This window comes from Paracoccus marinaquae (genome assembly GCF_018860165.1).
Lineage (GTDB): Bacteria > Pseudomonadota > Alphaproteobacteria > Rhodobacterales > Rhodobacteraceae > Paracoccus > Paracoccus marinaquae.
Map to the genome: position 1 here is coordinate 43,449 of NZ_JAHKNG010000023.1, position 14,469 is coordinate 57,917.

13 protein-coding genes are annotated in these 14,469 nt (G+C 65.3%); 9 read left to right on the plus strand and 4 right to left on the minus strand.

All coding sequences use genetic code 11. The annotated features are described in order from the left end of the window. Window positions 1-7 precede the first annotated feature (7 nt). Both KNW02_RS13155 and dld read right to left on the minus strand, forming a co-directional pair. A complete protein-coding gene (locus KNW02_RS13155; RefSeq protein ID WP_216033740.1) occupies window positions 8-1,777 on the minus strand; it encodes an L-lactate permease in 1,770 nt (589 codons plus the stop codon). 92 nt (window positions 1,778-1,869) lie between these two features. Further along, window positions 1,870-3,531, minus strand: a complete 1,662-nt coding sequence (gene dld / locus KNW02_RS13160; protein ID WP_348524729.1) for a D-lactate dehydrogenase — start codon at window positions 3,529-3,531, stop codon at window positions 1,870-1,872. 233 nt (window positions 3,532-3,764) lie between these two features. Here dld and KNW02_RS13165 point away from each other — a divergent pair, with 233 nt between their 5' ends. The 7 genes from KNW02_RS13165 (at window position 3,765) to KNW02_RS13195 (ending at window position 10,098) form a co-directional block, all read left to right on the plus strand. Then, a complete protein-coding gene (locus KNW02_RS13165) occupies window positions 3,765-4,538 on the plus strand; it encodes an FCD domain-containing protein (RefSeq protein WP_216033742.1) in 774 nt (257 codons plus the stop codon). Window positions 4,539-4,755: 217 nt separating this feature from the next. Further along, window positions 4,756-5,736, plus strand: coding sequence for an ABC transporter substrate-binding protein (locus tag KNW02_RS13170; protein WP_216033743.1), 981 nt, complete (start codon window positions 4,756-4,758; stop codon window positions 5,734-5,736). A 177-nt stretch (window positions 5,737-5,913) separates the two neighbouring features. Continuing rightward, the gene (locus tag KNW02_RS13175) at window positions 5,914-6,852 is read left to right on the plus strand and encodes an amino acid ABC transporter permease (RefSeq protein WP_348524730.1); all 939 of its coding nucleotides are present in this window, start codon (window positions 5,914-5,916) and stop codon (window positions 6,850-6,852) included. Between the two features lie 35 nt (window positions 6,853-6,887). Further along, entirely contained in the window at window positions 6,888-7,640 is a 753-nt protein-coding gene (locus KNW02_RS13180) for an amino acid ABC transporter ATP-binding protein (RefSeq protein WP_216033754.1), read from the plus strand. A gap of 68 nt (window positions 7,641-7,708) precedes the next feature. Continuing rightward, on the plus strand, window positions 7,709-8,359 hold the full coding sequence (locus KNW02_RS13185; protein WP_216033744.1) for a flavin reductase family protein: 651 nt from the start codon (window positions 7,709-7,711) through the stop codon (window positions 8,357-8,359). An 11-nt stretch (window positions 8,360-8,370) separates the two neighbouring features. Continuing rightward, window positions 8,371-9,189, plus strand: coding sequence for a cupin domain-containing protein (locus tag KNW02_RS13190; RefSeq protein WP_216033745.1), 819 nt, complete (start codon window positions 8,371-8,373; stop codon window positions 9,187-9,189). A 27-nt stretch (window positions 9,190-9,216) separates the two neighbouring features. Then, a complete protein-coding gene (locus tag KNW02_RS13195) occupies window positions 9,217-10,098 on the plus strand; it encodes an amidohydrolase family protein (RefSeq protein WP_216033746.1) in 882 nt (293 codons plus the stop codon). Here KNW02_RS13195 and KNW02_RS13200 read toward each other — a convergent pair. Next, window positions 10,062-10,862 carry a helix-turn-helix domain-containing protein gene (locus KNW02_RS13200; RefSeq protein WP_216033747.1) on the minus strand — a complete coding sequence of 267 codons (801 nt, stop codon included), beginning with the start codon at window positions 10,860-10,862 and terminating at the stop codon, window positions 10,062-10,064. The two genes, KNW02_RS13195 and KNW02_RS13200, sit on opposite strands and share 37 nt — an antisense overlap. Window positions 10,863-11,053: 191 nt before the next feature. Between KNW02_RS13200 and KNW02_RS13205 the strand changes: the two genes are divergently transcribed. Both KNW02_RS13205 and KNW02_RS13210 read left to right on the plus strand, forming a co-directional pair. Then, window positions 11,054-12,502 carry an aromatic amino acid ammonia-lyase gene (locus tag KNW02_RS13205; protein WP_216033748.1) on the plus strand — a complete coding sequence of 483 codons (1,449 nt, stop codon included), beginning with the start codon at window positions 11,054-11,056 and terminating at the stop codon, window positions 12,500-12,502. A 56-nt stretch (window positions 12,503-12,558) separates the two neighbouring features. After that, window positions 12,559-13,326 (plus strand): HpcH/HpaI aldolase family protein, encoded by a 768-nt coding sequence (locus KNW02_RS13210; protein ID WP_216033749.1) that lies wholly within the window; start codon window positions 12,559-12,561, stop codon window positions 13,324-13,326. Window positions 13,327-13,543: 217 nt separating this feature from the next. On the opposite strand, the gene KNW02_RS13215 is transcribed toward KNW02_RS13210, so the two are convergent. Beyond that, window positions 13,544-14,469 (minus strand): aldehyde dehydrogenase family protein (locus KNW02_RS13215; protein ID WP_216033750.1); only part of this gene is annotated, 926 nt, incomplete at its 5' end.

Genomic DNA, 14,469 nt, shown 5'->3' on the forward strand with positions numbered 1-14,469 from the left:
GGCGACCTCAGCTGTGAACGGGGGCAGGGGCGGGGCCGCGGTTGCGCGACATGACGAACAGCACCGCAGCCGCCCAGATCACCGCCGCGATCCACCACATGTTGAAGCCTCCGGCCAGCAGCGCAAAGCCGATCAGCCCGCCCTGGATGATGTAGTAGAACATCGGGATCAGGGTCTTGCGGATCAACTCGCCCTCGCGGTCGACGAGGCCGACGGTGGCCGAGGCGGCGACGACATTATGCACGCAGATCATGTTGCCGGCGGCCCCGCCGATGGCCTGCAGCGCCACCACCGTACCGGCGCCCGCCGCGCCCAGACCGATCTGCTCGGCGGTCGAGAACTGGAACAGCGAGAACATCATGTTGCTGATCGTGTTCGATCCGGCCACGAAGGCGCCCATCGAGCCGATCAGCGGCGCGAACATCGGCCAGGCCTCGCCCACCGCGGCCGAGACGCCCTCGGCCAGAACGATCGGCATGCTGGCGAGGCTGTCCGAGGCCGAGTTCAGGAACACCTGCACCATCGGCACCGCCAGCAGCAGCGCCGGTGCCGCCGCGATCATGGTCGAGCCCGACGAGCGCAGCGCCCGGACATAGTCGCGCCCCGACATGCGGTGAAGGATCAGGGTGAACAGCGAGGCGAGGATCAGGACCGTGCCCGGCAGGTAGAGGACCTGAACCTTCGAGGTGATGCCCGAGCCGAACAGGTTCTCGAAGGTCAGCGTCGTCTGCGGCGAGGTGAGCCATGCCTTGACCGGCGCGACCGTGCGGGTCAGGACCAGCAGCGCGACCACAAAGACATAGGGTGCCCAGGCTTTCAGCAGCGGCATCATCGGCTGGCCTGCGCGGTGATCCTCGAGATCGTCCAGCTTGCCGACCCATGCGTCGTCCCATTGCCGGCGCGGCGGGAAGTCGAAGACCTCGGTCGGGATCAGGAAACCGCGCTTGGCCGCCGGGACGACGATCAGCAATCCGATGATGCCGCCCAGAAGCGAGGGGAATTCGGGGCCCAGAAACACCGCGATGATGTAATAGGGGATGGTGAAGGCCAGCCCGGCGAACAGCGCGAATTTCCAGATTCGGAAACCTTCCGCGAAAGACCGGTTGGCGCCGAAGAAGCGGGTCAGCATCCCGACCAGCATCAGCGGGATCAGAAAACCGATCAGCCCGTGGATGGTGGCGACCTTCACCGCGATCTCGAACAGGTAGTCGGGGAAGGCCATCGGCGCGATGGTCTGCTCGACCAGCGGCTGGCCCGAAAGCCCGGTATTCACGCCGACAAGGATCGGCGTGCCGACCGCGCCGAAGGATACCGGCGTCGACTGGATGATCAGCGTCACCATGACCGCCGCCATGGCCGGAAACCCGACCGCGACCAGCAGGGGGGCGGCGATGGCCGCCGGCGTGCCGAAGCCCGAGGCGCCCTCGATCAGCGACCCGAACAGCCAGGCGATGATGATCGCCTGCACCCGCCGGTCGGGCGAGATGCTGGTAAAGCCGTTGCGGATCGCGCGGATGCCGCCGCTTTCCTCAAGCGTGTACAGCATCAGGATCGCGCCGAAGACGATATAGAGCAGGCTGACCGCGGTGACGGCGCCATTGACCGTCGCCCCCAGCACCTTGTTCAGCTCGGTCCCCCAGACCAGCAGCGCGGTTGCAACCGTGACCACATAGGCCACCAGCATCGAGAACTTGGCCGAACGTGCCAGCACCACCAGCAGCAGAAATACCGTGGCGATGGGCAGCAGGGCCAGGCAGAAGGTCACAAAACCAGCCATCTTTCCTCCTCCTCAGGCGGGGCAGTCGCACCCCGTTCAATTTTCAATTTCAAGGGTTCCGCCCCTGCGGGGCGGGCGTTCCGGCGCAGGGCCTAATGCCAATGCGCGCATTTCGAGGTCTGACCGATCCCGGGATTGAGACTGTTCGTGGGGTCGATCGAGCGGTAGAAGCCGGCCAGTTCCGGCTTGGCATGATAGAGATGGCCGACATTGTGCTCGGCCGGGTATTCCGCGCCGCGCCGGTCCAGCAGCCGCCACATCTCGTGCTCGACCTCCAGACAGTCATGGCCCTTCTTCACCACGTAATCCTGATGGAAGACGTGGCAGAAGAAATGGCCATAATAGAGCTTTTTCGCGATCTTGGCGTCCAGTTCCGGCGGCAGGCTTTCAACCCAGTCGCGGTCGTTGCGACGCAGGGCAATGTCCAGCGCCACGATATCCTCGACCTCGCGGGCATGGATGGCACGATAGCGCACCGCCGCCCCGGCCACGGCAAAGCGATGCAGGAAGGCCGCCTTGCCCTCGTCCGGGGTGCATTCGAACATGTCGCCTCCGGCCGAGGGGAACAGCCCGCCCAGATAGTCGCGGGCCTCGGCGATGCCGTCCCCGCCCATGCGCAGCAGCAGGTGATGCTCATAGCGGTCGCGGAAATCGTTCATCCGCCGCGGCAGGTGCTGGGGCGCCAGCGCGGCGATCCCCTGTGCGATCCGGTCGGATAGGGTCGCGCCCAGCCCCAGCCGCTCGGTCAGGGCATCGGTGCGGGACTTGGCGTTGAACAGCGCCGGCATCCGGTCGGTGCCGGCCTTCCGGATGAACAGGAAGGTGTCCTTGCCGTATTTCGCGGCGACATCATAGGCATCGCGGTGGATGTATTCGCCCGCGATCGGAAGGTTGTCGAACCGGCCAAGGATATGGCGTCGGATCTCGGCCAGTTCGGCCGGATCGTTGCTGCCGACATAGAAGACCGCCGTGTCCCTTTCGGCCTCGAAGGTGTCCAGCCGCACGGCAAAGACCGCCAGCTTGCCGGCACAGCCCGAGGATTCGTGCAGCCGCCGCGGATCGGCATTGAAGCGGGCCGGTGTCTCGGCGTCGATCTCGCGCACATGGGTCGCATATTCGCGGTCCGAGGCCCAGGCATCGGTCGGCGCCGGGGTGGGCAGGTCGCCCGCCTCCAGACGGGTCAGGATTTCCTCGGGCTCGTCGCCCAGGTCCAGCCCCAGATGGTTGACCAGCGCGACCGAGCCATCGGCCCGGATCTCGGCATAGAGGCTCATTTCGGTATAGGCCGGCCCGCGATGGATCAGCGCGCCGCCGGAATTGTTGCAGATCCCGCCCAGCACCGAGGCGCCGATGCAACTGGACCCGATCACCGAATGCGGCTCGCGCCCCAGCGGGCGCAGGCGCTTTTCCAGCGTGTCCAGCGTGGCGCCGGGCAGGCAGACCACCTGCTCGCCGCCCGACAAGAGATGGACACCCTTCAGGCGCATCACGCTGATCAGCACGATCTCGCGGTCGTAATCCTCGCCCCAGGGGGTCGAGCCGCCGGTCAGCCCGGTATTCGCCGCCTGCAGGATCACGGTGCGACCAGCGGCGATGGCCGTTTTCAGCACGCGCCACATCTCGACCAGCGAGCCGGGGCAGACCACCGCCGCCACCGGGCCGCCGCCATAGCGGAAACCGCGCGTATAGCGGCGGGTCCGGCGCGGCGCGGTCAGGACACCGGCGGCGCCGACGATCTGGCGCAACCGCTCCACCAGTCGGTCCCGCGGAATTTCAGTGCTTTCGGTCGATGTCACAAGCGCCCCCCTGAATGCGGTTCTGCGATCCGACAGGCCGGGCCGACCTCCATCATCGCCCGAGAATCGCATTGACCTCAATTTCATGATTGGTAAATTAATTTTACCACATATGTCAAATGGAAAATTCATTGTCCTTCTGGGTGGGCTCGGTTAGGCTTGATGTCCGAAACAGGGGCGCGGGGGTTGGTGTGAGCAGGGAAGTCGACAAGGGCGCTTCGGCCGCGGAAAGCACCGCGCGCCATATCGAGGATCTGATCCTCGAGGGCTCGTTGCGGCCGGGTGATCCGCTGCTGCCCGAACGCGAGATGGCGCTGCGCCTGAACGTCTCGCGCCCGACCTTGCGACAGGGGATCAGGATGCTGGAAGACAAGGGGCTGATCAATGCCGAACCCGGGGGCGCGCGCAGCGTCGCACCGCTGGCCACCAGCATCACCGACCCGCTGATCGAGCTGATGTCCTCGCGCAAGGAGGTGGTGGGCGACTATCTGGAACTGCGCGGGACGCTGGAGGGATTCGCGGCCAGCCTTGCGGCGGTGCGCGCCAATGACATTGACCGCGCCACGCTGACCAGCTGCATGGAGCGGATCGACCGCGCCCATGACGAGGCCGATGCGCGCAACGAGGCCGAGGCCGATATCGATCTGCACGTCGCGGTCTACGAGGCCAGCCACAATATCGTGCTGCTGCAGGTCATGCGCGCCCTGTCGGGGATGCTGCGCAAGGGCGTGTTCCACAACCGCGAAAAGCTGTATGCCCGCGCCGAGGTGCGCGAGGTTCTGCGCCATCAGCACCGCGCCATCTATGATACGGTCATGGCCCGCGATCCCGCCGCCGCCGCGCGCGCGACCGAGGATCACATGGCCTATACGCGCCGCGTCCTTGCCGAGATCGCGGCGGCCGAGGCGAGGCTGGAAATCTCGCTGCGGCGGATCGATGGCGGCACCATCACCCAGCGGGGTTAGCCTTGCCGTCGGCGGCACGAGGCCAAGATGGCCGCGCCAAACGCAGACGGCAATCAGCCGGAGCGGGCCGAATTCCGGGCGTACCCCCGAACAGCGGCTGGCCGGCACAGCCAAGGCCTGCGACCAGGCCAGTTTGTTTCAACAGGTGAAATGGCTCTGACATCCCGTTGCCGCAACTCGAGCACCTGCCATAATATCCTTGTTGCGTAGGATCCTCGTGGTCCCTGCCGCCGTTTATCAGAAACGGACATGGAACAATACGGATGCCATTGCTGCTTGCGATGGCAGTGGCTTTGCACAAACCGGCTTTCGCTCAAGGAAGCCGTATTACTGGGGGGAAGAAATGATCAGATCGGGTGGAACCGGATTGGCCTGTGCCATTGCCCTTGCCCTTGGCGTCGCCGGCGGCGCCAATGCGCAGAGCATTCCGCTGGCGGAAAAGGTCGAGAGCAACGGTACTCTGACGATTGCCAGCGGCCTTGACTATGCACCGATGCAGTTCGTCGACGAGAAGGGGCAGCCGGCCGGCATGAATGTCGAAATGGCGCAGGCCGTCGCCAAGCTGCTGGGGGTCGAGCTTGAAATCGTCACGATCCCCTTCAAGGCGCAGATTCCCGCGCTGGTCTCGGAGCGGGCGGATATCGGCTGGGCCGGCTACACCATTCTGCCCGAGCGGCTGGAGCAGGTCGATTTTGTCGGCTTCATGAGCTCCGGGACCGTCATCGTCGGGCTTCCCGAGACCAAGGACGGTCTTGCCGACCCGCTCAGCATCTGCGGCAAGAAGGTCGCGGTCGCGAATGGCAATGCCGCCGACGCCGTTGCCGACCGGCTGAGCGCAGACTGTGAAGCAGGCGGCCTGGCCGCAATCGAAAAGCAGATCTTCCCGGATCAGAAGGATACGATCCAGGCTCTGCTGACCGGCCGCGTGGATGCGCGCCTCGATGACGCCACCTCGGCGGGGTATTACGAGGCGACCACGAACGGCAAGAACGTCGTCGCCAGCGATCCGATCGATCCGGCGCCGCTCGGCCTGGCGATCCGCAAGGGCGACAGCGCCATGGGCGAGATGCTGTCCTCCGCCCTGAACGCGCTGATGGCCGATGGCACCTACGCGACGATCCTGGAGAAATACGGGATGAGCGCCGCCGCCGTGACCGAGTCGGTCGTCTATTCCGATATGTCGCAATTGCAGAACTGACGCAGCGGACACGAAGGCGCTTCCGGTCCTGCGTCTGGAAGCGCGTCAAGACCAAGCGAGACGGTTACTCGACCACAGGACGGAAGGCCGTGCCCCCGGGAGGCGAGGGGCCGCCGAAGGCGGTCGGTATCGGCACGGCCAGGATCCGTCAGGCCAAAATCAAGGGAGGATTTGTGCGTGGCTACAGACATCTCTAAACACGCTCATACGGGCATTCAGGACGTGGAGCAGCTGACGATTGCCCCTTTGCGCCACCCGTGGCGCAACGTCGCGGTGGCGATCGTCCTCGTCCTCGTTCTGGCATTGCTGTATTCCGTGGCAACCAACCCGGAATTCCAGTGGCCGGTCGTCGGTCGCTATCTGTTCGACCCGCTGATCCTGAGAGGGGTCGTGATGACGCTCGTGCTGACGGCGATCATCATGGTGCTGGCCTGTGTCGGCGGGACGTTGGTCGCCCTCATGCTCATCTCGCCAAGCCGGCTGCTCTCGGTTCCGGCGAACCTGTTCGTCTGGTTCTTCCGCGGGATGCCGGCGCTGGTGCAGCTGATCTTCTGGTATAACATGGCGCTGCTGTTCAAGCAGATCGGGCTGTTCATACCATTCTATGGCATGGTCTTTTCGATCCCCACCAACGATATCATCACGCCCTTTGTCGCGGCTGTGATCGCCCTGTCGTTGCAGGAATCGGGTTACATGGCCGAGATCGTGCGCAACGGGCTGAAATCCGTCGGCCGCGGCCAGACCGAGGCGGCGCTGTGCCTTGGCATGAAGCCGAGCCTGCTGATGCGCCGGATCGTCCTGCCGCAATCTATGCGGGTCATCATTCCGCCGACTGGGAACGAGATGATCAACCTGCTGAAGACCACCTCGCTGGTCAGCACGATCGCCGTTGGCGACCTGCTGTATTCCGCCCAGTCGATCTATGCCCGCACCTTCGAGACGATCCCGCTGCTGCTGGTGGCCTCGGCCTGGTATCTCGCCATCGTCTCGGTCACCACGGTCGGCCAGAGCTATCTGGAATTCCACTTCTCGCGTGACGAGGCAAAGGCCAAGCCCAGCCTGCTGAACTCGATCGCATCCCAGCTATTCAGCTTCCGCAGGAGGTCGCGGTCATGAACCATTTCGAACGCTTCGGGGTTGACCCGAACACGATGATCCATGCCGCGGGCGTGCGGAAGAATTTCGGCCCGCTGGAGGTTCTGAAGGGCGTGGACCTGACCGTCAGCAAGGGCAGCGTGGCCTGCATCATCGGCCCCTCGGGTTCGGGCAAGAGCACGTTCCTGCGCTGCATCAACCACCTTGAAGAGGTCAATAGCGGCCTGATCCTGGTCGATGGCAATTTCGTCGGCTACCGGCTGCAGGGCGACACGCTGCACGAACTGCCCGCCAGCGCGATCTGCCAGCGCCGGGCCGAGATCGGCATGGTGTTCCAGCACTTCAACCTGTTCCCCAACATGACCGTGCTGGAAAACCTCATCGAGGCGCCGGTGCGGGTGCGCAAGGAGCCGGTGGCGCAGGCGCGCGAACATGCGCTGGAACTGCTGCGGCGCGTCGGGCTGGAAGCCAAGCGCGATGTCTATCCGCGCAACCTGTCGGGCGGGCAGCAGCAGCGCGTGGCCATTGCGCGCGCGCTGGCCATGAAGCCCAAGGTGCTGCTGTTCGATGAGCCGACCTCGGCGCTGGACCCGGAACTGGTGGGCGAGGTGCTGGAGGTCATGAAGGATCTGGCGCAGGGCGGCATGACGATGGTGGTCGTTACCCATGAAATCGGTTTCGCGCGCGAAGTCGCCGACACGCTGGTCTTCATGGACGGCGGCGTGGTCGTCGAGAAGGGCGACCCGAAGGAAATGATCGCCAACCCGACCTCGCAGCGCACACGGGATTTCCTCGGCCGGGTGCTCTAGGGCCCCGGCGCGGGTCAGGCCCGCGGTGCCGATCAGCCGGATTATTGGATTTTCTTTGGAGTTGAACCATGAACACCTCAGACCCGATCTTCATCGACATTGCGACGGGAAATTTCAAGCGGGGCATATTCAACGCGATCATCGCACCCCGTCCCATCGGATGGATGAGTACGGTTGATGCGGACGGAAAGACAAATCTCGCCCCGTTTTCCTATTTCAACATCGTGTCCAACGATCCCCCGGTGCTGGTCTTCTCCTGCAACACGCCCGAGGACCGGCCGGCGAAGGACACGCTCAGCAATGTGCGCGAGACCGGCGAATTCGTCTTCAACCTGGTCACCTTCGACCTCGTCCATGAGATGAACATGACTTCGGCGCCGCTGCCGGTCGGCGTCGACGAGTTCGAACATGCCGGGCTGGAAAAGGCCCCCAGCCGCTTTGTCAAGCCGCCGCGCGTGGCCCGTTCCCCGGCAGCGCTGGAATGCAAGGTGATCGACACGGTCCGGATCAAGGGCGAGTCGAACGAGCCAGAGGTCAATGTCACCTTCGGCCGGGTCGTCGGCATGCATCTGCATCCCGACTATCTTGACAAGGATGGCCGTTTCCTGACCGAGCGTGCCCAGCCGGTGACACGCCTCGGCGGCGCCGAATACGCCATCTCGCAGCCGACATTCGAGCTTGCCCGCCAGTTCAGCCGCGCGAACGAAAGCACCTATTGAGGGTTTCCGCCATGACACTTCGCCCCGCCAACCTGTCCCTTTTCGCTCAGGCGCAGCAGTCCCCGGCCGTGATCCGCGGGCAGAACTTCACGGTGCACCGTTTCGACCCCGCGCCCGGGCAGACCAGCGCGATCACCAGCGCCGAGGAAGTGCTGTTCATCCTGCCGGGCGGTGGCGGCACCATCCGGATCGGGCAGGCCGCGCATCGGGTTCCGCCGCGTTCGCTGGTCATCGCGCCGCAGGGCACGACGGAGCTGGAGCTTGATGGACCCGAGCCGGCCTATGCGCTGACCACCGGCGCCGGCCCGGATCGGAGCCATGCCGTGAATGCGGCCGACTATGCCACACCCGACGCGCGCGTGCGTCCGGTCAGCGCGAGTTCCGCCACCTCCGGGGAAAGCCAGACCGGGCTGCGCATCTACCCGATCGACGAGGTGCCGTTTCCGGAAGGCAATCCGCGCCTGAAGTTCCTGCGCACCGCGACGATGAGCGTGAACTGGGTGGAATATGACGGGCCAAGGAACCGCCAGAAGCTTTCGCCCCATGCCCATACCGATTTCGAACAGGGTTCGCTCGCCATCGCCGGCACGTTCATCCACCATATCCGCACACCCTGGGGGCCGGATGCCGATACCTGGCGCGAGGACCAGCATATCGACGCGGGCGCCGACAGCCTGCTGATCATCCCACCGGAACTTGTCCACACGACCGAGGGCGTCGGTGAAGGCAAGCATATCCTCATCGACATCTTCGCGCCGGCGCGCGAGGACTTCATCGCCAAGGGCTGGGTTCACAACGCGGATGATTACGCTCCGCGCGAGCCGGCCTGAGCGCCGCAAACGCGACGGGAGAGCCGGATGAACCGGGCAGAAACAGCCAAGCGGGCGCAGGCGATCGGCAACATCACCGACTGCCATGTTCATGTCTTCGAGGACAGGAACCGCTATCCGATGCCGATCAAGCCTGCCTACGAGCCGCCCTTCGCGCCGGTGAGTTCACTGCTCGAGCGCGCCGCCCGCGCCTCGGTCTCGCGTTTTGTCCTCGTGCAGCCGACGCCTTATGCCGACGATCTGTCATTGCTGGAAGCGTCGCTTGCAACCCTGAGGGGGCGGGCGCGGGGTGTCGGTGTCGCCGGAAAATCGACCAGCCCGGAAGCGCTTTCCCGAATAACCTGGGCCGGCATCGTGGCCCTGCGCTTTGTCGAGACCCGTCTGCCGAACGGAGAGCGGATGCCGGGTACCGTCCCCATGTCCGATCTGGAAGGCGGGTTCGGGGCGCTGCTGCGCGAATTCGGAATGCATGCCGAGATCTGGGGCCCGCTGGCGGATATCCTCGCCCAGTGGCCGGTGATCGAGCGGACGAAAATTCCCGTCGTTCTGGACCACATGGCCGGGTTCAATGTCGAGGCCGGCCGCGAGCACAAGGATTTTCAGCGTCTTCTGGCCATGCTGCGCGACGGCGCGGTCTGGGTCAAGCTGGCGATCTGCCGGCGCGTCGCGGGCACGGATTACGACGTGCTGCGCCCGTTTCACGATGACCTTGTCGAGGCCAATTCCGAGCGCCTCATCTGGGCCACGGACAACCCCTTCGTGCGCTATCCCGGAACACCCCCGACCGTGGAAGGGCTTTTGCAGCAATTCCTGGACTGGGTCCCCGACGAGGCGCTTGCCCGCCGGATCCTGGTCGAGAATCCGGCGCGGCTTTACAGGTTCCCCGGCCCGTCCGGCCTGACCGGATAGCCGCCCGCGCCCAGCCGGGCCTCGATCTGCTCCACCGTCGCGCGAAGCGCCTCGATGACCGCATTTCGGCTCTCGCTCTGCTTCAGGGCCGACCGGAAATAGGTGACCCCGCAGGTCGCCAGGACACGCTCACCCAGCCGGATCGGCATGGCGATGGTGCCCGAGTTGCGCGGCTCAAGGCGCTCGTCCCGCTCGGCATAGCCATGGGCGCGTGATTGGGCGACGGTCATCGCGAAATTCCGGTCATCGACGAGATAGTTCTCCGGATCCTCCGAGGACCGCATGATATTGCGCAGGATCTGCTGTTCCTTCGGCGGGCAAAAGTGGACATAGGCGCGCCCAAGTCCTCGGCCGCCAAGGCTGAGCCGCCGCCCGAGCGAGGCATGGAAGGGCGAAACGGGGCTGTCGGGGATGGTGCTGTAATTCACGATCACCGCGTCCAGATCCAGCGTGCAGATCGCGCAGGGCCACAGGATATCCTTGGTCAGCTGGTCGGCATAGGGCCGCGCCATCTCAACGACCATCGGGGCGCCATGGAAGCCGGCGCTCAGTTGCTCGATCGCCGAGGTGACCTGATAGCCGCGCGTCTTCTCGTCCTGATTGACATAACCGGCGGCGATCAACGTCTGCAACAGGCGCACGATGGTCGGCTTGGGGATGCCGGTCCTGGCGTGCAGGTCCCCGACCGTCGAAAGGCCGCCGCGATTCAACGCGGCCAGTACCGACAGCGCCTTGGTGACCGCCTGGACGGGAGCGAATGCCATGATCTCGGCCCTGATTTTTGGAACTCGGCGCGCAGACCCTTCCGCGACCGACCTGCCGAGGTTACACTTGCTGACCGATCGTTTCAGCCAATGAAACGGTGCCGATCTGCATTTCCCTTTTGACAGGCTGCGTCCTAGCCTTTCGGCACTGAAAAGCCTGCCGAAACGGGCGGGCATCGGGAGGGGCCTGAATGGACATGATCGTCGAAGTTACCGGGCACAATCTTACGCTGGAGATGATTGACGCGGTCGCGCGGCAAGGCAGGCGGGTGGCCATCGGCGCCACCGCGATCGATCAGATGGAGCGCGGCCGTCAGGCTCTGGATACCGCCATCGCGCGTGGCGAGCGGATCTATGGCGCGACCACCAGCGTCGGCCTCAAAACCACGACCCGCATCGACCAGGGCAATGCCACCGAGTTCAATCGCCGCCTGCTGAGAACCCATAATGCCGGCCACGGTCCCGTCGCCAGCCGCGATGCCGTGCGGGCGACGCTTCTGGCCCTGCTGAACTCGCTGGCCAGCGGCCGGACGGGGGCGCGGCCTTTGCTGGCGCATGTCATCGCCGAGGCGATCAATGCCGATACGCCGATTGACATGCATGTCTGGGGGTCGATGGGACAGAGCGACATGTCTTCGATGTCCGATATCGGGCTTGCGCTTTTCGGCGATGCCGAACTGGCCGCGGGCGAGGCGCTCGCGCTTCTCAATTCCAGCGCCATGTCGACAGGGATGGCGGCGCTGGCGGTGATCGACCTCGACCGGCTGCTGCGCCTGTCCACGCTGACCAGCGCGCTCAGCATGGAGGGCTATGCGGCGAACCCTTCCATCGTTTCGGCCATCGCGTTGGAATCGCGCCCGTTCGATGGCCTGCGCCTTCATGGCGGATCCATCCGGCGTTATCTCGACGGCAGCTACATTCTCGACGCCGACGGGCCGCGCAATCATCAGGATCCCTTGTGTTTTCGTTCGCTGCCGATGGTGCAGGGCACGGCGCAGGACAATATGACCTTCGCGACGGGGCAGATCATCCGCGAGTTGAATGCCAGCCAGGGTAACCCGGTCATCTCGCTGAATGATGGCGGCCTGGCGGCGGTGGCGAATTTCGACATGGTGGCGCTGTGCATGGCGCTGGACGTGGCACGCCTTGGCTTTGCGCCGCTTCTGACCAGTTCGGCCGAACGGGTTGCCAAGCTGGTCGATGCGATCTGGTCGGGACTGCCTGCCAGCCTGATCGAGGATGACGGCGTGGGTGCGCCCGGCTTCAACGGCGTGGCGCTGTTCCACAAGTCCATCACCTCCGAGGCGCGCCTTCTGACCGTTCCGCTCGCCGGCGAACTTGCCAGTTCAAGCCATTCCAACGGCGTGATGGACCGCGCCTCGCTTGCCGCGCTTGGCGCGCGGCGCGCGATCGAACTTGCCCATCTTGGCCGGTCGATCATCGCGATGGAAATGATGGTCGCGGCGCAGGCGGTGGACCTGCGCGGACGCCGCCCGCTTGGCCGGGTCACGGGTGCGCTGCATGCCTTTGTGCGCGAAGCCCTGCCCTTCACCGCCACGGGCGGGAGTGCGCCTCGCGTGCAGCCGCTGCTTGATCTCATCGAGAGTTCCGGCCCCGCGCTTGACGAATTGATGGCATAGGCTGACTGCCGCCCCTTGGCAGCAAACCAGATGAAACCGAAAGAAGGATCAGGCCGATGAACAGCGTCAAACCCGGCATGCGCAAACGGATCGCGCAGGGCGACCGGATGCTGGGCAGCTTCATCAAGCTGACCGATCCGTCCTCCATCGAGATTTTCGGCGGCACCGGTTTCGATTTTGTCGTGATTGATCAGGAGCATGGCCCGTTCGACCGCCAGGCGCTGAATATCGCGATGCTGGCCGCGCGCGCCGCAGGCGTTGCCGGCGTCGTCCGCGTGCCGCAACCGACGCCCGATCTGATCCTCTCTACACTTGACGTCGGGGCCACCGGCATCCTTGCGCCGCATATCGTCACGGCTGAAGATGCGCGCGGCCTTGTCTCGGCCTGCCGATACCGATCCGGTCGCCGCGGGTTTTCCGGCGTGACCCGCGCCGGCGGCTATGGCTCGTCGTCCATGTGGCAACAGATCGACGCCTCGGATGCAGCGATCGCCGCGATCGCCATGATCGAGGATCCGCCCGCGCTCGACCATCTCGATGAAATTCTGGCCGTCGATGGCCTTGATGCGATCTTCATCGGCAGGGGCGATCTGACCGTGGCCTTCGGTGCCAGGACGCGGAACGATGATATCGTGGTGCAGGCTGTGGACCGAATTCTCGAGGCCGCGCGTCGCCACGGCAAACCGGTCTTGATGCTGGCCGATAACCCGGCAGAAGCCGGAGCGCTGTTCGATCGCGGCATCGCGTCGCTTATCGTCTCGTCCGATCAGGGCCTGCTGCGCAAGGCTGCGGCAGAGATCGCTGGCGAGTTTCGCGCGCTGTAGCCGGCCGCTGGGGGCGCGGATATTTCCGGCGCCGCCTGATGATCGCGGCGGCGCCCTGAGCAGGATCTGAAAAACAGATCAAGGCGCCGCCGCGCGGCCACAGCCGGTCAATCTTCCCGTCAAAGTGCCCCGAGCCAAAGAAGCTGGCCTGAAATCGGACGGGTGCCGTTCCAGCCCGCAGGTTGCATGACACCATCAGCCAGGTTCGCGCCGTAGTTTACGCCAGATCGTCTGGCATGATGTTATTTGGGATGTTCTGGAAGCAGACCGGTCGCAGGAAGCGTCGGATGGAGAGGGTTCCGACGGATGTGGCGCCGAAATTGGTGCTGGCGGGGTAGGGGCCGCCATGGACCATGGCATCGGCCACCTCGACCCCGGTCGAGAAGCCGTTGGCGAGGACCCGGCCGGCCTTGCGTTCGAGGATCGGCAGCAGGCGCCTGGCCTCGGGCGCGTCGCCCTCGTCCAGGTGCAGGGTCGCGGTCAGCTGGCCCTCGAAGCCGCGCGCCAGCAGCTCCATCTCGTCCGTCCCGGCCACGCGGATCACCAGGCCCAGCGGGCCGAAGACCTCCTCGCCAAGCGCGTGGTCCTGCAGATAGCTCTGCGCGTCGGTCTGGTAGAGGTTCGGGCTGGCCTGGCGCCCGTGGCTTTCGGTCGACAGAAGCGGGGTGACGCTGTTGCGGCCCTCGAACCGGGCCTGGCCGTCGCGATAGGCCGCGGCGATGCCCTCGGTCAGCATGACCTGCGGGGCGACCGCCGCCAGGGCCTCGGTCGCGGCCGCCACGAAGGCGTCGCCCGCGGGCCCCGCCCCGATCACGGCGATGCCGGGATTGGTGCAGAACTGCCCCGCCCCCATGGTCAGCGAGCCGGCCCAGCCGCGGCCGATCTCGGCGCCGCGCGCGCGGGCGGCCCGGGGCAGGACGAACATCGGGTTCACGCTGCCCAACTCGCCGAAGAAAGGGATCGGCTCGGGCCGGCCGGCGCAGAGATCGAACAGCGCCCGACCGCCGCCCAGGCTACCGGTGAAGCCCACCGCCCGGATCAGCGGATGGGTGACCAGCGCCGTGCCGACATCGCGCCGGCCGCCCTGGATCAGGCTGAAGACGCCCGGATGCATGCCGGTCTTCGCGATCGCCGCGTGGATCG